The organism is Micavibrio sp. TMED2 (assembly GCA_002168225.1).
Classification (GTDB): domain Bacteria; phylum Pseudomonadota; class Alphaproteobacteria; order TMED2; family TMED2; genus TMED2.
The window spans coordinates 1,269,308-1,286,936 of the sequence record NHBH01000001.1; the positions used below are offsets into that span (position 1 = coordinate 1,269,308).

The 17,629-nt window shown below is 60.1% G+C and carries 18 protein-coding genes; 13 read left to right on the top strand and 5 right to left on the bottom strand.

Going from position 1 to position 17,629, the window contains the following annotated elements; all coding sequences use genetic code 11:
- Window positions 1–14 precede the first annotated feature (14 nt).
- On the top strand, window positions 15–653 hold the full coding sequence (locus CBB62_06120) for a pyridoxamine 5'-phosphate oxidase (GenBank protein OUT42673.1): 639 nt from the start codon (window positions 15–17) through the stop codon (window positions 651–653).
- A gap of 13 nt (window positions 654–666) precedes the next feature.
- Window positions 667–1,602, top strand: coding sequence for a hypothetical protein (locus CBB62_06125; GenBank protein ID OUT41884.1), 936 nt, complete (start codon window positions 667–669; stop codon window positions 1,600–1,602).
- Window positions 1,603–1,605: 3 nt separating this feature from the next.
- Here CBB62_06125 and CBB62_06130 read toward each other — a convergent pair whose 3' ends face one another.
- Entirely contained in the window at window positions 1,606–2,052 is a 447-nt protein-coding gene (locus tag CBB62_06130; protein ID OUT41885.1) for a transcriptional regulator MntR, read from the bottom strand.
- Between the two features lie 168 nt (window positions 2,053–2,220).
- On the opposite strand from CBB62_06130, the gene CBB62_06135 reads away from it, so the two are divergent.
- The 6 genes from CBB62_06135 to CBB62_06160 all read left to right on the top strand — a co-directional run bounded on the left by CBB62_06135 (window position 2,221) and on the right by CBB62_06160 (window position 9,519).
- Window positions 2,221–3,180 carry a manganese transporter gene (locus CBB62_06135; protein ID OUT41886.1) on the top strand — a complete coding sequence of 320 codons (960 nt, stop codon included), beginning with the start codon at window positions 2,221–2,223 and terminating at the stop codon, window positions 3,178–3,180.
- A gap of 6 nt (window positions 3,181–3,186) precedes the next feature.
- Complete coding sequence (locus CBB62_06140) at window positions 3,187–3,981, top strand: manganese ABC transporter ATP-binding protein (protein OUT41887.1); 795 nt, start codon at window positions 3,187–3,189, stop codon at window positions 3,979–3,981.
- Window positions 3,982–3,992: 11 nt separating this feature from the next.
- Window positions 3,993–5,204, top strand: coding sequence for a zinc ABC transporter permease (locus tag CBB62_06145; GenBank protein ID OUT42674.1), 1,212 nt, complete (start codon window positions 3,993–3,995; stop codon window positions 5,202–5,204).
- Window positions 5,201–6,121 carry a zinc ABC transporter permease gene (locus tag CBB62_06150; GenBank protein ID OUT41888.1) on the top strand — a complete coding sequence of 307 codons (921 nt, stop codon included), beginning with the start codon at window positions 5,201–5,203 and terminating at the stop codon, window positions 6,119–6,121. Before CBB62_06145 ends, CBB62_06150 begins: the two co-directional genes overlap by 4 nt.
- A 104-nt stretch (window positions 6,122–6,225) precedes the next feature.
- Window positions 6,226–8,526: a DNA helicase II gene (locus CBB62_06155; protein OUT41889.1), complete on the top strand. Its 2,301-nt coding sequence runs from the start codon at window positions 6,226–6,228 to the stop codon at window positions 8,524–8,526.
- 105 nt (window positions 8,527–8,631) lie between these two features.
- Window positions 8,632–9,519 (top strand): hypothetical protein, encoded by an 888-nt coding sequence (locus CBB62_06160; GenBank protein OUT41890.1) that lies wholly within the window; start codon window positions 8,632–8,634, stop codon window positions 9,517–9,519.
- Between the two features lie 3 nt (window positions 9,520–9,522).
- Here the strand turns inward: CBB62_06160 and CBB62_06165 are convergent, their stop codons facing one another.
- The gene (locus CBB62_06165; GenBank protein ID OUT41891.1) at window positions 9,523–9,723 is read right to left on the bottom strand and encodes a hypothetical protein; all 201 of its coding nucleotides are present in this window, start codon (window positions 9,721–9,723) and stop codon (window positions 9,523–9,525) included.
- A gap of 336 nt (window positions 9,724–10,059) precedes the next feature.
- On the opposite strand from CBB62_06165, the gene CBB62_06170 reads away from it, so the two are divergent.
- On the top strand, window positions 10,060–12,057 hold the full coding sequence (locus CBB62_06170) for a hypothetical protein (GenBank protein OUT42675.1): 1,998 nt from the start codon (window positions 10,060–10,062) through the stop codon (window positions 12,055–12,057).
- Window positions 12,058–12,171: 114 nt separating this feature from the next.
- Here the strand turns inward: CBB62_06170 and CBB62_06175 are convergent, their stop codons facing one another.
- Window positions 12,172–12,378: a 30S ribosomal protein S21 gene (locus CBB62_06175; GenBank protein ID OUT41892.1), complete on the bottom strand. Its 207-nt coding sequence runs from the start codon at window positions 12,376–12,378 to the stop codon at window positions 12,172–12,174.
- 321 nt (window positions 12,379–12,699) lie between these two features.
- Between CBB62_06175 and CBB62_06180 the strand changes: the two genes are divergently transcribed.
- Together CBB62_06180 and CBB62_06185 are read left to right on the top strand one after the other, a co-directional pair.
- Window positions 12,700–13,251, top strand: coding sequence for a peptide deformylase (locus tag CBB62_06180; GenBank protein ID OUT41893.1), 552 nt, complete (start codon window positions 12,700–12,702; stop codon window positions 13,249–13,251).
- Window positions 13,229–13,963: a hypothetical protein gene (locus CBB62_06185; GenBank protein OUT41894.1), complete on the top strand. Its 735-nt coding sequence runs from the start codon at window positions 13,229–13,231 to the stop codon at window positions 13,961–13,963. The genes CBB62_06180 and CBB62_06185 overlap by 23 nt, the downstream gene beginning before the upstream one ends.
- A 3-nt stretch (window positions 13,964–13,966) precedes the next feature.
- Here CBB62_06185 and CBB62_06190 read toward each other — a convergent pair whose 3' ends face one another.
- Complete coding sequence (locus CBB62_06190) at window positions 13,967–14,941, bottom strand: hypothetical protein (GenBank protein ID OUT41895.1); 975 nt, start codon at window positions 14,939–14,941, stop codon at window positions 13,967–13,969.
- Between the two features lie 108 nt (window positions 14,942–15,049).
- Window positions 15,050–15,502, bottom strand: coding sequence for a hypothetical protein (locus CBB62_06195; protein ID OUT41896.1), 453 nt, complete (start codon window positions 15,500–15,502; stop codon window positions 15,050–15,052).
- Window positions 15,503–15,722: 220 nt separating this feature from the next.
- Here CBB62_06195 and CBB62_06200 point away from each other — a divergent pair, with 220 nt between their 5' ends.
- Both CBB62_06200 and CBB62_06205 read left to right on the top strand, forming a co-directional pair.
- Window positions 15,723–16,574 (top strand): hypothetical protein, encoded by an 852-nt coding sequence (locus CBB62_06200; GenBank protein ID OUT41897.1) that lies wholly within the window; start codon window positions 15,723–15,725, stop codon window positions 16,572–16,574.
- Between the two features lie 98 nt (window positions 16,575–16,672).
- Window positions 16,673–17,626: a riboflavin biosynthesis protein RibF gene (locus CBB62_06205; protein OUT41898.1), complete on the top strand. Its 954-nt coding sequence runs from the start codon at window positions 16,673–16,675 to the stop codon at window positions 17,624–17,626.
- Window positions 17,627–17,629: the final 3 nt, after the last annotated feature.

The window sequence follows — 17,629 nt, forward strand, 5'->3', positions numbered from 1 at the left end:
CGAATGCCGACGGCATGATTGACCCCGATAAAGAGGGCGTCTCGGCGATTGAGCTGATTGATCCCTATGACCTGTTCGGCAGCTGGTTCGGTGAGGCCCGGCAGAAGGAGCCGAATGATCCCAATGCCATGACATTGGCGACGGTCGATGATGACGGCACTCCCTCGGCACGTATGGTCCTGCTCAAGGATTTCGGCAGTCGCGGTTTTGTCTTCTACACCAATTATGCTTCCCGCAAGGGACAGGCGCTGCATGACAACCCGGCGGCGGCCTTGCTGTTCCATTGGAAGAGCCTGCGCCGACAGGTGCGGATCGAGGGCGATGTGGTGCCGGTCGATCCCGCCGATGCCGATGCCTATTTCGCCAGCCGTGCGCGCGGCAGCCGCATCGGTGCCTGGGCCTCGCTGCAATCCCAGCCGCTCGACAGTCGCGAGACTCTGAAACAGCGGGTGGCCGAACTGGAACAGCAATATGGCACGCAGGATGACATTCCGCGCCCGCCGCACTGGTCCGGGTTCCGGGTCGTGCCGCGCCGGATCGAGTTCTGGGAAGATATGCCGTTCCGCCTGCATAACCGCATGGTCTTCACTGCCGACCCGTCCGTGACCGAGGGACCGGTCAAGGGCTGGCGCACCGAACGTCTCTACCCGTAACCGGAATTCTCCCATGAATACTATGGAACAGGCAGCCGAGATGAATCGGAACAATCTGCTGCGGCGGCTGGCGACCTATGCCAGCGTCGGGGTTGCCATGACCCTGATCGGGGTCAAGGCCTATGCCTATCTGTCATCCAACAGTATCGGTGTGCTGGTCTCCCTGCTCGACAGCGTGCTCGACCTTCTGGCCTCGGCGGTTATCCTGATCAGTGTCATGTATGCCCAGCGCCCGGCGGATCGCTCGCACCGCTTCGGCCATGGTAAGGCCGAACCGCTGGCGGCACTCGTGCAGTCCGGTTTTATCGCCGGGTCGGCGATTGCGATCTCGATCGAAACACTCAACCGTCTATGGGATCCACAGCCGGTTGGACCTGCGGCACCGGCCATTTCGATACTGGTGTTCTCACTGGTCCTGACAATCGTATTGGTACTGTTTCAGGGCTGGGTAGCGCGGAAAACCCAGTCTGTCGCGATTGAATCCGATCAGGCGCATTACTCCGGCGATATCATCATGACGCTGGCGGTTATCGGAGCGTTGTTCATGACCGAGCGCAGCGGGCAGGTGTTTTTCGATACCGGTCTCGCCATGGTTGCGGTCTGCTTCTGGCTCTGGACTGCTGGCAAGATCGGCTATCGCGCATTTCATCTCTTGCTCGATCATGAATTGCCGAAGGATGTGCGGCAGCAGATTGCGGAAATCGTAACGGCTCATGCCGAAGCCGATGACCTGCACGACCTCAGAACCCGTACCGATGGCACGACCCTGTTTATCGAGTTTCATCTGGAACTGGACGGCGACATGACCGTATCAGCGGCGCATAAGGTTACCGATGCGCTGGAAGCCGATCTGATGACGGCCTTTCCGAATGCCGAGATCATTATCCATCAGGAACCGGCGGGCATCGATGACCATCGCCTTGATCAGCGCCTTGGCCGCCATCACTGATGCTCAGGCCCGCTCGTCAATAATGCGCTGGAATGCGGCCATGGTTTCGGTGCTGATATGGTGCTCGATACCCTCGGCATCGATTTCGGCCACGTCCTGACTGACCCCGATGGCGGTGAGGAACGAGACCACGAGCTGGTGCCGGATTTTTGAATTCACCGCCAGTTTGCGCCCCTCATCGGTCAGAAAGATCGAACGATAGGGCAGCTTGCGCACCAGCCCCTCACGCACCAGCCGTTGCAGGGCGCTGTTCACGGTCGCCGGGGTAACGGCCAGACGTTCGGCGAGATCGGTAACCCGTGCCTCGCCGTTATTGTCGATCAGGTCAGCAATCAGCTCGACATAATCCTCGAACATTTCACGCTGATGCGCTTCCCGCAGCGCCTCGAAGCTGCGTGCCTGATTTTTTGCTTCCTGCAGGGGGGAGGGCGTTTTCTTCGGTGAGGCCATGATTTCAGCCGGTTTTGTGTTTGGGTGTAAAAGTTTAGACAAGTCTAAAAAATTTTGTCCATTGACGCAATATATGATCGCTGTAACTCTGAAAACGTGAATTGGAATTATTCCAAAAACATAACCTCAGCCGCTGCTACTGCCACTGCGAGAGATTACGCGTTGCCTATGTTGATCCGTGCCCTGACGGCATTCCTTGTTTCGGTGTTCCTGTTCGCACCTGCCCATGAGGCGGGTGCCGCAGAACCGCATCGCGTGGTTGCCACCACCAGTATGCTCGCCGATGCTGTGCGGGTTGTTGGTGGTGATGCGGTCGAGGTGACGGCCCTGATGGGCCCCGGCGTTGATCCCCATGCCTATCGTCAGACCCGCTCGGACATTGTTGCCATGACCAAGGCGGAGCTGGTGATCTGGCACGGCCTCTATCTTGAGGCGCAACTGGAAGAGTTCATGGAACGACTGGCGAAAAGCCAGTCGGTTGTGGCGCTCGGCGAGGCGGTGCCGAAGGACTTGCTCCGGGCCCATGATGAATACAAGGGGCGCTATGATCCCCATATCTGGATGAACCCGGTCCTGTGGCGCTATGTGGTCGATGCGGCGGCTGAAACCCTGAGCGCGCAATTCCCGGAAGCGGCGGAGCAGTTCCATGCCAATGCCGATGCCTACAAACAGGAACTGGACCGGCTGACCGCCTATGCCGGAGAGCGACTGGCCACGGTGCCGGAGACGTCGCGGGTGCTGATCACTGCCCATGATGCCTTCAACTATTTCGGTGCGGCCTATGGTTTCGATGTGGTCGGTATTCAGGGCATTTCGACCGAGAGCGAGGCCGGGTTGCGGCGGATCGAGACGCTGGTTGACCGGCTGGTCAGCGATAATGTTCAGGCCGTCTTTGTCGAAAGCTCGGTTTCCGAGCGCAACATACGCGCCCTGATCGAGGGTGCGGCGGCCCGTGGTCACAAGGTCTCGGTTGGTGGTGAGCTGTTCTCCGATGCCATGGGGCGGGACGGTACCTATGAGGGCACCTATCTCGGCATGATCGATCATAATGTGACGCTGATTACTCGTGCCCTCGGTGGCAAGGCACCGACGGATGGTCGTCTCGGTCGCCTCGGCGGTGGAGCCTGATCTCACATGACTGCCAGCCCGTCACCAGCCCTGATCCCTGATAGTGCCTTGCCGCTTGCCGACGAAGGGCATGATGCCCTGAACTTGCGCGGTGTTACCATCAGCTATGGCGCGAAACCGGCGGTGTTTGCCGTCGACATGACCGTGCCCCGTGGCAGCATGATGGCGATTGTCGGCCCCAACGGTGCCGGTAAATCCACCTTGCTCAAAGGGGCGCTCGGTATCGTGCCGCTGCTGGCAGGATCGGCGGCTATCTTTGGCCAGCCCATTGGCCGGGCGCGGGACCGTTTTGCCTATGTCCCCCAGCGCGCCAGTGTTGACTGGGATTTCCCCACGAGAGTCATTGATGTGGTGCTGATGGGCGGTTATCGCCGCCTCGGCTGGCTCGGGCTGACCACAAAGCGCGAGCGCGACATTGCCCGTGAATGCCTCGACAGGGTGGGGATGAGCGCCTTTGCCGACCGTCAGATCGGGGCGCTGTCCGGCGGCCAGCAGCAACGGGTGTTTCTGGCCCGTGCCCTGGCACAGCAGGCAGATTTGCTGATCCTTGACGAGCCGTTTGCCGGGGTCGATGCCGCGACAGAGAGTGCGATTATCGAGGTTCTGCGCGGGCTGAAGGCCGAGGGCAAGACCATCCTCGCGGTGCATCACGATCTCTCGACCCTCCGGGACTATTTCGACCGTATCCTGCTGATCAACTGTCAGAAAGTAGCCGAGGGCCCGACCGCCGAGGTGCTGACGGAAGAGAACCTCAATGCCGCCTATGCCGGTCGTCTGAATGCGGCACGCATTGGGGGTTAAGCGACATGGATATGGAACTGTTCCTGCGCGCCCTGACGCTCGGTGCCGGTTATAACTCGGCGCTGGTGACGCTGGGGGCGGCGCTGCTCGGCATTACCGCCGGGGCCATCGGTTGCTTTGTTCTGCTGCGGCGGCGCGCCATGGTCTCGGATGCGATCAGTCATGCGACCCTGCCCGGTGTCGGTATTGCCTTTATCATCATGGCGCTGGCCGGTGGTGACGGGCGGTTCCTGCCGGGGCTGCTGCTCGGTGCGGCGGCATCGGCCGGTATCGGCCTGCTGACCGTCGAATGGATTGTACGGCGAACCCGGTTGCATGAGGATGCCGCCATCGGTGCGGTACTGTCCGTTGCCTTTGGTCTCGGTATTGTACTGTTGACGGTGATCCAGACGCTGGGCATCGGCAAACCGGCGGGGCTGGAAGGGTTCTTACTCGGCGGGGCGGCAGCCATGCTCTATGCCGAGGCCCTGACCGTACTGGTCAGCGGAGCGGTTCTGGCCCTCTGCATCGCCTTTCTCTGGCGTCGGATGCTGCTGGTTGCCTTTGATGCCGGTTATGCCGAAACTTTAGGTGTGCCGACCCACCGGACCGACCGGATCATGATGTTTCTGGCGCTGGCCGTTACCGTGATCGGCTTGAAGATTGTCGGCCTGATCCTGATCGTGGCGCTGATGATCATTCCACCGGTCGCCGCCCGGTTCTGGACCAACCGAGCTGACCATATGATCGGCATTGCCGCCGTGATGGGCGGTGCGGCCTGTTATATCGGCACGGCGATTTCGGCCAGCGGCGAGAGCCTGCCGACCGGTGCCGTGATCGTCCTGACCGCTACAACCCTGTTCACCCTGTCGATGCTGCTGGCCCCGACCCGTGGTGTGCTGGCCCATTGGCTTGCCTGGCGCCGGTTTCAGAAGGTTGTGCATCGGCGCCAGGGCCTGCTCGCCATGTCGCGCGGCGAACCGATCCTTGAGCCGGTCAGCCGCAATCTGTTGCGTCGTGAAGGCTTGCTGCAGGCCGATGGCGTGCCGACCCTTGCCGGGCGCAACGCCGCCCGTGCCGTGGCACAGGATGAGGCACGCTGGGCGCTGGCCCGCCGCCGTGATCCTGATGGTGCGCTGGCCGGACGCTATGACGGGCTGACCCCGATCGAGACCGTGCTGGCCGTCGATGAAATCGAGGCGCTGGATCGCGACCTCTCCGCCATCGCCGGGGTGATGTCATGAATGAGTTTGTCGCCCTCAGCCTGACCCCGATGCTGATCGGTATGCTCGCCAGCCTCGCCTGTGCCTTGCCGGGTAACTTCCTGCTCCTGCGTCGTCAGGCCCTGATTGGCGATGCGATCAGCCATGTGGTGTTGCCGGGCATCGTACTCGGCTTTCTGGTCACCGGTGCGGTGGCGGCGGTACCGATGATGATCGGTGCGGCGGTGGCGGCGATTGTCGCCGTGCTGCTGATCGAACTGGTGCGACAGGTGGGCCGGGTTGAGCCGGGGGCGGCGATGGGCGTTGTCTTTACCACCATGTTTGCCGCCGGTGTCCTGTTGCTTGAGCAGTCTGACACCTCAAGCGTGCATCTCGATGTCCAGCACGCGCTCTATGGCAATCTGGAAAGCCTGATCTGGCTCGCCGGGGATAGCTGGGCTGCCTTGCTTGATCCGGTGGCACTGGCCGATATGCCGGTGCAGGTCTGGCGCGTGCTTGGCGCGCTGGTGCTGGTACTCGGCTTCATCGGTGTCCTGTGGCGGCCACTCGGCATTTCCACTTTCGATCCCGGCTATGCTGCAACCATCGGCATTCCGGTGCGCATCCTCGGTATGGCGCTGGTGCTGGTGGTGGCGATTGCGGCGGTGGCGGCCTTTGATGCCGTTGGCTCGATCATCGTGATTGCCATGATTATCTGCCCACCGGCGGCGGCTCGGCTGATGGCCGACCGGCTCGGTATACAGCTCTGCTGGTCGGCGCTGTTTGCTGCTGTCTCTGCCGTGCTCGGCTATGTTCTCGCGGGCTATGGCCCCATGTGGTTCGGCATTGATTATGCCGTCAGCGCGGCCGGCATGATCGCCACGGTCAGTGGTCTGGTGCTGTTGTTTGCCTGCCTGTTCGGACCAGCGCGCAGGCGGACCGGTGTGGCGGTAAACTGAGCCATTTATGCACATAAAAAGGCCTAATGTTCACGTTTTGATCTTTTTCGCTGGTTGGCCATCCATGGCACGCTGCTATATTCATAGGCATCATGGAAAACGCGATGATCGATCACTCAGCCGATATGGCAAACCCGGCGGCGGATGAACCGCCATATATGCATGGCCTCAACGCCCCGCAGCGGGAAGCGGTGCTGACCACCGATGGTCCGGTGCTGGTGCTGGCCGGTGCCGGTACCGGCAAGACCCGTGCGCTGACCACCCGCCTTGCGCATCTGCTGGCGACCCGCAAGGCGGCACCGCACCAGATCCTTGCGGTTACCTTCACCAACAAAGCCGCGCGCGAGATGCGCGAGCGGGTCGGCGGATTGCTTGGTGTGCCGGTCGAGGGCTGGTGGCTCGGCACCTTCCATGCGCTCGCGGCACGGATGCTGCGCCGTCATGCGGAACGGGTCGGTCTCAAATCCGATTTCAACATCATCGATACCGATGACCAGATCCGGTTGCTCAAGCAGATCATGGAAGCCGAGGGTATCGACAACAAGGCCTGGCCGCCACGGGTGCTGATGAGCGTGATCCAGCGCTGGAAGGATCGTGGCCTGACCCCGGACAAGATCAGCCGAGCCGATGCCGGTGACCTCGCCGGTGGCCGGTTGAACCTGCTCTACAAGCTGTATCAGGACCGGCTGAAGACCCTGAATGCCTGTGATTTCGGCGATCTGATGCTGCACATGCTGACCATCTTTCAGGACCCGGCCCATGCCGATGTGCTGGCCAGCTATCACCACCAGTTCAAGTATATTCTGGTCGACGAGTATCAGGATACCAACGTCTCGCAATATCTCTGGCTGCGTCTGCTGGCGCAGGCATCGAAGAATATCTGCTGTGTCGGCGATGATGATCAGTCGATCTATGGCTGGCGCGGGGCCGAGGTGGGCAACATCCTGCGGTTCGAGGAAGATTTCCCCGGTGCCGCGATCATCCGGCTGGAAGAAAATTATCGCTCGACCAGCCATATTCTCGCCTGTGCCACCGGTGTAATTGCCAATAACCGGGGCCGTCTGGGAAAGACGCTCTGGACCAGTGCCGATGGCGGCGAGAAGGTGCGGGTGCGCTCGGTCTGGGATGGTGAGGAAGAGGCGCGCTGGGTCGGTGACGAGGTCGAGGCGCTGCAGACCAAGGGGCATTCGCTTGCCGATATGGCGGTGCTGGTTCGTGCTGGTTTCCAGACCCGTGAGTTCGAGGAACGCTTTATCACCCTCGGCGTGCCCTATGTGGTGATCGGCGGGGCGCGGTTCTATGAGCGGCAGGAAATTCGCGATGCGCTGGCCTATCTGCGCGTGGTGGCGCAACCGGCTGACGACCTCGCCTTCGAGCGTATTATCAACAAGCCCAAGCGCGGGATCGGTGCCAAGACCCTGCAGAACCTGCAGATGGCGGCGCGGGACATGAATATGCCGCTGGTCGAGGCGTCATGGCGGATGATCGAGAATGGTGCGGTCAAGGGCAAGACGGCGACCACCTTGCGCGGTCTGCTCGAAGACTTCGCCCGCTGGCGGTCGCTGATCGAGACCGAGGATCATGCGACACTGACCAAGATGATCCTCGATGAGAGTGGCTATACGGCCATGTGGATGGAGGACAAATCCCCTGAAGCGCCGGGTCGGCTCGAGAACCTGAAGGAACTGGTGACGGCAATCGAGGAATTCGAGAGCCTGACTGGTTTCCTTGAGCACGTCTCGCTGGTCATGGAGAATCAGGAAAATGCCGATGGTGAGGCGATTACCCTGATGACCCTGCATGGGGCCAAGGGGCTGGAGTTCGATACCGTGTTCCTGCCGGGCTGGGAGGAGGGCGTTTTCCCGAACCAGCGCGCGATGGATGAGAGCGGTGTTGCCGGTCTCGAGGAGGAACGACGGCTTGCCTATGTCGGCATCACGCGGGCACGCAAGCGGGCGATCATTACCCATGCGGGTAACCGACGGATTCACGGGTCATGGACCAGTTCACTGCCGTCGCGGTTTGTTGATGAACTGCCGGACGAGAGTATCGACGTGGATGCCGAGGCACCGGCCAGTGTCAGCTCTGGCGGCTGGGGGCAGGGCTATGGTGGCCGGGCGAGCTGGAACAATGTCGGCAATCAGCCGAGCGCATCTGCCCAACGCCTGCGCGATGCCATGACCCAGGCGCGGAAACTGCAGCCGCGTGAACGCAAGCCATCCTATTCCGTGCCCAAACGCTCCAGCCCGTCCTCGGCCTTTCAGGTCGGCGACCGGGTGTTCCATGACAAGTTCGGTTATGGCTCCGTCACCGGTGCGGACAAGGACAAGGTGAGGGTCAAGTTCGATCATTCAGGGGAGAAGAAGCTGATGGACAGCTTCCTGAAACCCGCGAGTGATGTATAGGCCGCTGCATTTTTGGCCTTGGCCATAGCCTGATCGGGATCGGCGGTATATGGTCCGGCATCCTTCGGCGTCTTTGATGCCAGAACCAATCAGGCAATATCAGCAATGACCAAACCGGGCGAAAGCTGGGTGGTGATGATCCACCTTGAGACAGATCATGTGACGGCAGAAGCCTTTGCCCTGGCTCTGGCCGAGTTCACCGATGCCCAGATGGAGTTTGAAATCCGCGAGGATGTGTGGGCCGCCAAGGGTTACGCCGCTGAAAAGCCTGATCTGAGCGGCATTGAGACGGTTGTCGCGATTGTGGCTGCCGGGCTGAATATGGACACACCCGAGGTCACGCTTGAGCATCTGAACCCGATTGACTGGGTGGCGCGGGTCTATGAGGGGTTCAAGCCGATCCATCTCGGTCGGTTTTATATCTATGGCAGCCATCTGACCGATCCACTGCCAGCCTCTATCTTCCCGCTTGAGATCAATGCTGCAACGGCCTTCGGTACCGGCGATCATGGTTCGACCAGCGGTTGCCTGCTGGCGCTCGATGATCTGCTCAAGCGGCGACGGTTCAGAAAGGTTCTTGATGTCGGTACGGGAACCGGGGTGCTCGCCATGGCGGCGGTGCGGGCCGGGTGCCCGATGGCGGTCGCGACGGATATTGACCGGCAGGCGGTCGCGGTCGCGAAGGAGAATATTCGTCAGAATCGCTTGCAGCACCGGATCAGCACCGGTTGGTCGAACGGGCCGTCAGGGGGTCTAATCGCCGGGCAATCGCCATATGATCTGGTATTTGCCAATATCCTCGCGCGGCCACTGGAGCGGATGTCCCGTGATCTGGCGCGTCAGGTGGCGCCGGGCGGCTATCTGGTATTGGCAGGCTTACTTAACCGACAGGCGGCACGGGTGAATGCCGCCTATCGGAGACAGGGTATGGTCCTGCAGCGCAAGATCGCCCGGGGTATCTGGACAACGCTGGTTATCCGGCGCCCGGGCTGACTATTACGCGTGGGTTTTGCGCGCGCCGTGGGCGAAGCCTTTTGGCTTGGCTGAATCGAGCGCTTTGCCCGGAGCATGGAACAGGACGTTCAGGCCGGTGATGAACGCTTCAGAGCGCATCCGGCGACCACGAGCCATAAGGGCTTCGAGATCTTCGTGAACTGGTACAGGTGCGAAATCTTCGTCTTGATTGAATTGTGACATTGGTAAGCGCCTTTCAAGCATTGTCGACTTGGCCGATTAGGCACGGCCGACGTGGTTGCGATTAGCGCCACCGGTCGTTCCTGATCCCATTTCGTGATTATGTTTTTGGTACACATTGTATGTGCGCATATAGGTCAGCATACATGACCTTTACTGCGTTGCAATATATTTTTGTGCGAGTGCGAACGAAATATGGGGACTTGTGCATATGTTGCACCCCATGCGACAGATAACGGGTCTTCTTCTCTTGGCTCTTCTGTCTGCGGAGTCCCCCGTTTTATGCCCAATTCTTCTATCGATACCTTTCTCAACAAGCTGGGCAATCAGGCCGGTGACATGGACCGGGCAGCGTTGCGGGACTGGCTTGCCGGGCTGTCCAGCGTTGCCCGGCGGGCAGGGCAGGCAAGCCCCCGTGATGATCTGGCGGCATTGGCGGAAAAGCTGGGCTCGGTGGATGAGGCATTGCTTGATGATCTCGCGGCCGGTCTGGCGCAACTGCCGCCACAGTCTCCCACTGCGGCACCGCCCGACGCGGGAACACAGGCGGATCGGATCAAGGCCCTGCGGCGGGATATGAAGGCAGCGCGGATCGATGCCTTTCTGGTGCCGCGCTCAGACCGGTTTCAGGGCGAGCAGGTGCCGCCGGGTGATGAACGTCTGGCATGGCTGACCGGGTTTACCGGATCTGCCGGTATCTGTGTCGTCACCGCCAAGGCGGCGGCGGTCATTGTTGACGGGCGCTACACGCTACAGGTGCGCGACCAGTCCAATGGCGAGGTTTTCACCTTCCCGGAATATGGCGGCAATACCGTCAGTGATTTCGTCACGGCCACGCTCGGCAAGGGTGATGTGGTCGGCTATGACCCGTGGCTGCATACCGATGCCGCTATTCGGCGTCTGAAAACAGCGCTGGAGGCACGGGGCATCGACCTCAAGCCGGTGGACGGGAATCCGGTTGATCGCATCTGGCAGGCCGAGCAGGGCGGCCAGCCTGCTGAGCCGCTCGGCGTGTTCAGTGTCTATCAGGCTGATCTGGCCGGTGAATCCGCCCGGGACAAATGCCAACGTCTTGCGGAAAAACTGCAGCAGGATAATTGCGCGGCTCATTTCCTTGGCCAGCCGGATGGCATTGCCTGGCTGCTCAATATCCGTGGCTGTGATGTGCCGAATTCACCGCTGCCCCTGTCCTTTGCTGTACTCAAGGATGATGGCGATGTGGCGCTGTTCTGTGACCAGCGCAAGCTGACCCGTGCGGTGCGCAGCCATCTGGGCAATCACGTGGAATTGCATGAGGAAGGCGCGCTTGCCGACTGGCTCGCCGATTTCTCGAAAAAGCTGAAGGGGCGGCGGGTATCAATCGCCCCCGGCTCAACGCCGCAGGCGGTCGTTGAAGTGCTGAAGGCGGCAAAGGCCGAATTGAAGCGCCAGACCGATCCGGTCGAGGTTGCGAAATCGGTAAAGAACGCCACCGAACAGCAGGGTATGCGCAATGCCCATCTGCGCGATGGAGTGGCGATTACCCGCTTTCTGCACTGGCTCGAAACCGCCGCGGTCGGCGAGGGCGCTACCGAGTTGACGGCGGTGGCCAAGCTGCGCGACTTCCGCCGCGATGTTGACGGCTATACCGATGACAGCTTTGACGCCATCGCCGGGATGGGTGCCCATGGCGCGATCGTCCATTACCGGGCGACCGAGGCGACGGATATTCCGCTTGCCGAGGATGCACTGTTCCTGATCGACAGCGGCGGTCAGTATCCCGACGGCACTACCGATATAACCCGAACCGCCGCCATCGGCCATCCGAGCCCGCAGATGTGCGTGCATTATACGCTGGTGCTGAAAGCGCATCTGGCGGTGGCCATGGCCCGGTTTCCCAAGGGCACCAATGGAGCGGCGATCGACGCGGTGGCGCGTCAGCCGCTCTGGCAACGCGGGCTGGATTTCGATCACGGCACCGGACACGGCGTCGGCTGCTTCCTCAATGTCCATGAGGGGCCGCAACGCATCTCCAAGGCCAGCAATGACCATGCGCTTGAGCCGGGGGTGATCCTGTCCAATGAGCCCGGCTATTACCGCACCGGCGAATATGGCATCCGCATCGAAAATCTGGTGCTGGTCCAACCGGCACCCAGCCCCGGTGACGAGCGGGAAATGTACGGGTTTGAAACCCTGACGCTGGCCCCTTATGACCGCCACCTGATCGTGGCCGAGATGCTGTCACCGGAGGAGCAGGGCTGGATCGATGCCTATCATGCCCGGGTTTATGACCTGATCGCGCCGCATCTGAATGATGATCTGCGGCACTGGCTGGCGATTGCGACCCAGCCGGTCTGATCCGGCTTGCATGGTCTGATTGGCTATCGCCTCGGGCTACCGAGTTGCAAACGCAAAAGGGCGCGGACCTGCTGATCCGCGCCATCGCGTAACGATTTGAATTTATTTTAAGGCTTAATAGCCTTCGCGATCCATGCGCTTACGCATGAGTTTGCGGTGGCGGCGAACGGCCTCCGCTTTCTCACGAGCCTTCTTCTCGGAAGGCTTTTCGTAGTTACGACGCAGTTTCATTTCCCGAAACACACCTTCACGCTGCAGCTTTTTCTTCAGCGCGCGCAAAGCTTGGTCGACGTTGTTGTCGCGAACCTGAACGTTAACGATGGTTCAATCCTCCAGTTGGTGCGGGGTCATGCGGACCAGTAGCCCGCACCGCGTCCCCGCGGCATAAAATTCAAAACCGTTACAATGACAAGTTTGGGCGGTCTATATCATGACGATCTGCCGTGCAAGGCCCGTCACGTGTCGATCTACCCATATGAATATGACCGAAAACGGCCCATTCATCAAATCAGCGGCGTTGATACACCAGCCGTTTTGTAAGGTAAAGTCCTGACTGACCGTAAATTTAACTGTTTTTCTGATATTCAGCCATCATTTATGAAAATATAGGTTTTTTGCCTCTCTGACTGGACCTTTTCCTCTATGGCCATCCTGCCGATCATCCGCATGGGACACCCGACACTGCGTCGGATTGCCGACCCAGTTGCCCAGCCGATAACCCCGGAAATCCGCCGACTTGCCGTCGATATGATTGAAACCATGGTGGCGGCCCCCGGTGTCGGCCTTGCCGCGCCGCAGGTCGGGGTTGCCGCCCGACTGCTGGTCTATCGAATCCCTGAAGCGCGGATCGGCGACAGTGAGAATACCGTGCCGATGGAGCCGCGCGTGCTTGTCAATCCGGTACTGACGCCGCTGGATGAGGCAATGGTGGGTGGCCGTGAGGGCTGTCTGTCCATTCCGGGTATGCAGGGTCTGGTGCCGCGTTATCGCCATATGCGGGTGCAGGCCCACGATCTCGATGGCAATGAAATTGATGAGGAAGTTTTTGATTTCCATGCCCGGGTTTTGCAGCATGAGGTGGACCATCTGGATGGTGTGCTCTATCTGGATCGTATGGATGATTTGCTCAGTTTCGGATTTTCCGAGGAACTGATGGCGGCTGAAGGAGCGGATGATGACGAAGAAGAAGGCTGAGGATCTGGACGCCCTGCGCGACAGGATCATGCTCGCGGTTCTGGATAATGTTCCCTTCGATGGTTGGACACCGAAAGCGGTTGAGCATGCCCGGGATATGCTCAAGCTCGGACAGGCGGATATTGAGGCGGCCTGTCCGAACGGTATCCCGCAGTTGCTGGATCAAATGGCCGACTGGGCCGATCGTCAGGCGCTGGCCCATATGGAGACGCTCGACCTCGACGCCATGCGGGTCCGTGACCGTATTACCGTCGCTGTGAAGGCGCGTCTGGAAGCGCTCGCCCCGCACAAGGATGCGGTGCGCCGCTCCTTTGCCCTGCTGCCGCGTCCGCGCTATGGCGGACAGGTGCCGCAGTCGGTCTGGCGTTCGGCGGACCGGTTCTGGATCAAGGCGGGGGATACCGCGCAGGACTACAATCACTATACAAAGCGCGGCCTGCTGTCGGGTGTCATTATCTCGACCACCCTGTTCTGGCTGAATGACAGTTCCGAGGATCACGAGGCGAGCTGGAAGTTTCTCGACCGGCGGATCGACAATGTCCTAACCATGGGCAAGGCGCTTGGCCGCTTCAAACCCGTGTTTGAGACTGCGGAGAAGGCAGCCTCCGGTCCCCGGAAATTTGCCCGGAAGCTAACGAGCATGGCGGGTAAGGGCAGTGCCGCACCTGCGAGCGATGCCTCAACCGCACCCGGTTCCGAGGCAGTGCATTAGGGCTTAACCCTTGGGCTTGATGGTCTGTTTGATGATCCGGCGACTTGCCCGCTTCGCAATATAGATACCGGACAGAACCACGGCGATCCCGGCAATATGTATTGGCCCGAGGGCTTCCCCGAAGATGGCCCATGCCAGCAGCGCTGCCATTACCGGCTGGATCAACAGGCTGGTAGAAGAGAATGTCGCGTTCAGATGGGCAAAGCCGTAGGCGATAAGCGTCTGCCCAAGAAACTGGCTGATAAACGCCACGCCGAATGCCACCGCCCAGCCCGTTGCGCTTGTCGGCAGAAACGGTTCGCCGAGAACAAGAACCAGTACCAGCAGCACCGGTGCGGTGGTCAGTGATGACCACGCCATGATCATGACAGCGCTGTAGCGCTTCCCGAGCCGCCCGACACTGATCTGATAGGCGGCATAAAACATGGCGGTAATGATGCCGAGCAAGTCACCGAAGACATGGCTCTGTCCCAGTTTCAGGCTGGTCGACATCAGGATGCCGCAGCCAGCCATGGCCAGCGCCATGCCGATCAGCAATGTGCGGTTCGGTGGATCGCGATAAATCAGCCAGGCGGCAAGTGCCACGAAAATTGGTGCCAGATTGGCCAGCAAAGTCGCATTGGCGACGGTGGTGAAGGCGATGGAGTAGTGCCAGACCGCGAGATCACCAGCGAACATCAACCCACAAAAGCACAGTGCGCCGATTTCCCTGATTGCCAGAGGCTGAGGCTGGACCCGGTTTTCTTCCTGACGCTTGCGTTGTCTGTGGCCACGCCATGCCACCATGGCGAACAGCAACGGGCAGGCGAGGGCGACGCGCCAGAAGGCAATGGCGGTTGGCCCGACATCGCTGAGCCGGACCAGGATCGGCGCGAATGCGATGCCGACAGCGCCGAGAAGCAGTGCGGCAATCGCCAGATTCTGCTGGCGTTGCTCACGGTTATCGGCGGTGCCGTCAGCTTCAGAGAGGTGAGACATGGAAAAGCGGCTGATCCTGAGGGCTGCAAGATACCAAGGCTGAAATCAGGCATGACTTAATCAGAAATGGTCGGGAAGTTCAGCCGCTTTTCTCTGTTGCCGCATGGTTTACGGATTTTTGCCAATATGCCCGTGTTCCTGTCCCTGCAGCCGGGTCCGGGTTGCGCGCAATTCACCGGCGAGATCGCGTAGTCTCTGTGCCGCTGCCCGCAGTTCATGGGCCGAGCGGATCAGGTCCCGATTGGGCATGGCCGAGCGATCGAGATTGGCGGCACCATTCTGCTGTTCCGGCGCTTTGGTCTGGTCCTTGCTGTAGCGGATATGATTGGCCGCCATCCAGCGGGCATACTCCGTCACATCATGGCTCGCCGAGCCTGTATCCCCGTCATCATGCGGATACATTTCATTAAGGTTTCTGTGGTCAAATGCATGCTCGTCGATGTCGTCACGGTCATCAACCAGCGGATAGTCGTAATCAAGCTCTTGCGGTTGATAGGCGGCGCGATCGGAAATTTCTTTCGGACCGAGCAAACGGCGGGTGTAAAAGTCGATAACAACCATTCTGTTTAACCTCTTGCATAAATCACCTGCCGTGCGTTGTGCGGGCAGTGACAACAGGTAAACAAATGATTCCGACAGAATCACGCGTTCATTCTCCGTTAATTTGTGTTAATTTACTGACAAGGGTGATGGGAGATACCATAGTTATAGGCATGATCATGTGCGGGCAGGGTGTGCCCGCTGGATTGGCCGGATCAGGTTTGAATAGGGGGTTTCTGTCGTGACACATCGCAACTACCCGTACCATAATCGCGCTGCGGCCCATGCTGCCGCCCGTGCCGCTGAAGATACGCGCGCCCGCGATCTGGCCATCGGCACGTCGTTGCTGGCGCTTGCTGCCGGGATTGCGGCGGCGGCCATGCTGTTCGGTTTTGCTGGCAAGGCCCATGCTCAATCGATCATGCCAACTCCAGACCCCGGTAATGAAATCGAAAGCTATGCCTGCAGCCCGCACAGCCAGGCACTGCTCTCGCAGGTCGAGTTGATGAAGGTTGCCGGTAAACAGCTGAAAGACCGCTGGGCGCAACAGGGGTTCGGCATTGGTGGTAATGAAGCGCCGAATGACGGCTCCCATGTGTTCGATGGTGCCCGCGCGGCGGCGGCAGCCAGTTACTCTGGTGGTGCAGAGGCGAGCAACGCTTCCTATGGCTCAGCCGCCAGCAGCTATCAGGCGCCGGCAGCGCCGCAAAACAATGTCTATAGCACTGCGGTACCCGGTGTCAGCGGCGGCCAGCAACAGGCAACGCCACCGATCAGTCAGGCGATGATGAATGGTGACCCGGCCGGTGTGCGCAGCGGTCTGAACCAGATGGTCAATGCCGTCGATCCGATCAATCCGAGTTACGAGCGGTTCTTCCAGGCTCATCCGAGCATGCAGGAGCACCTGCGTCTGGCACAGGAAATGGGGGTTGGTCCGGGTCCGATCGTGATCGACCCCAATGTGGTGGCGCAACAATTCGGCCTGCCCTATGACGGCCAGATGCTCGATACCTATGCCTTCATCCCGCCGGATACCGGCTCGGTGTTCAGCAAGGTCGCGATGCAGATCCGCAGCCTGTTCTACAGCCGATAATTATTTTCGCTAATTCGGGTTCGGCACTGGTGTCTCGCGGATGATCCGCGTACAACTTCGCCGTCTTTTTCCGATCCCGAGCTGTATCTACTGACCCGATGAAACTCTATCGCAGCATTGGCGACCTTGCCGCCGACGCCCTTGGTGGTGTTGTCGTGATCGGCAATTTCGACGGGATTCATCTGGGCCACCGTACCCTGATCGAAACGGCTGCCCGGCTTGCCTCGGACAATGATCTGCCGCTGCTGGTTATGACCTTCGAGCCGCATCCGCGTGCTTTCTTTGCGCCTGATCTCGAACCTTTCCGTCTCACCACCTTCCGGGAGAAGGCTCGGCTGCTGCAACGGCTGGGTGTGCAGCATCTGCTCGCCCTGCGATTTGACAACGAACTGGCCGAGGAAAGTGCGGAGGATTTTGTCCAGAACACGCTGATCGACGGTCTGAAACCGCATTATGTCGTGGTGGGCCAGGATTTCCGGTTCGGCCATGGGCGCAAGGGCGATATTGCCCTGCTGACCCGCATGCTGGCATCTGCCGATGCCGAAACCGTTGCGCTTGACGCGGTCGGTGACGAAACCGGTGCACTGTCATCCTCACGGATCAGAGCGCTGATGATGGCCGGTGATGTTGGCCATGCCGCCGAGATACTGGGACGACCGGTTACGCTGGCCGGGACGGTCAAGCAGGGCGCGCAACGGGGGCGGACAATCAGCTTCCCGACCGCCAACATCACCCTTGATGAGGATCTGCAGCGCCCGGCCTATGGCGTTTATGCGGTCCGGGCTGCGATTTCCGAGGACAAGATCGATGCGGCCGAACCAGCCGAATGGTGGTCGGGTGTCGCCAATTTCGGCAAGCGTCCCACCGTTGACGGCGTTCAGGAATTGCTCGAGGTGCATCTGTTCGATGTGGCGCCGGAACTCTATGACCGCTTTCTGCGGGTGCAGTTGGTCGATTACATCCGGCCGGAACAGAAATTCGACAACTTCGATGCCCTGAAGGCGCAAATCGAACAGGATGCCCTGAAAGCGCGCAGTCTGCTTGGGGTTTGATCT

Bases quoted from the DNA above. Each gene is read 5' to 3' on its own strand.
- CBB62_06120 (OUT42673.1), top strand. From the start codon at position 15: ATGATTGACCCCGATAAAGAGGGCGTCTCGGCGATTGAGCTGATTGAT.
- CBB62_06125 (OUT41884.1), top strand. From the start codon at position 667: ATGAATACTATGGAACAGGCAGCCGAGATGAATCGGAACAATCTGCTG.
- CBB62_06130 (OUT41885.1), bottom strand. From the start codon at position 2,052: ATGGCCTCACCGAAGAAAACGCCCTCCCCCCTGCAGGAAGCAAAAAAT.
- CBB62_06135 (OUT41886.1), top strand. From the start codon at position 2,221: ATGTTGATCCGTGCCCTGACGGCATTCCTTGTTTCGGTGTTCCTGTTC.
- CBB62_06140 (OUT41887.1), top strand. From the start codon at position 3,187: ATGACTGCCAGCCCGTCACCAGCCCTGATCCCTGATAGTGCCTTGCCG.
- CBB62_06145 (OUT42674.1), top strand. From the start codon at position 3,993: ATGGAACTGTTCCTGCGCGCCCTGACGCTCGGTGCCGGTTATAACTCG.
- CBB62_06150 (OUT41888.1), top strand. From the start codon at position 5,201: ATGAATGAGTTTGTCGCCCTCAGCCTGACCCCGATGCTGATCGGTATG.
- CBB62_06155 (OUT41889.1), top strand. From the start codon at position 6,226: ATGATCGATCACTCAGCCGATATGGCAAACCCGGCGGCGGATGAACCG.
- CBB62_06160 (OUT41890.1), top strand. From the start codon at position 8,632: ATGACCAAACCGGGCGAAAGCTGGGTGGTGATGATCCACCTTGAGACA.
- CBB62_06165 (OUT41891.1), bottom strand. From the start codon at position 9,723: ATGTCACAATTCAATCAAGACGAAGATTTCGCACCTGTACCAGTTCAC.
- CBB62_06170 (OUT42675.1), top strand. From the start codon at position 10,060: ATGGACCGGGCAGCGTTGCGGGACTGGCTTGCCGGGCTGTCCAGCGTT.
- CBB62_06180 (OUT41893.1), top strand. From the start codon at position 12,700: ATGGCCATCCTGCCGATCATCCGCATGGGACACCCGACACTGCGTCGG.
- CBB62_06185 (OUT41894.1), top strand. From the start codon at position 13,229: ATGATGACGAAGAAGAAGGCTGAGGATCTGGACGCCCTGCGCGACAGG.
- CBB62_06190 (OUT41895.1), bottom strand. From the start codon at position 14,941: ATGTCTCACCTCTCTGAAGCTGACGGCACCGCCGATAACCGTGAGCAA.
- CBB62_06195 (OUT41896.1), bottom strand. From the start codon at position 15,502: ATGGTTGTTATCGACTTTTACACCCGCCGTTTGCTCGGTCCGAAAGAA.
- CBB62_06205 (OUT41898.1), top strand. From the start codon at position 16,673: ATGAAACTCTATCGCAGCATTGGCGACCTTGCCGCCGACGCCCTTGGT.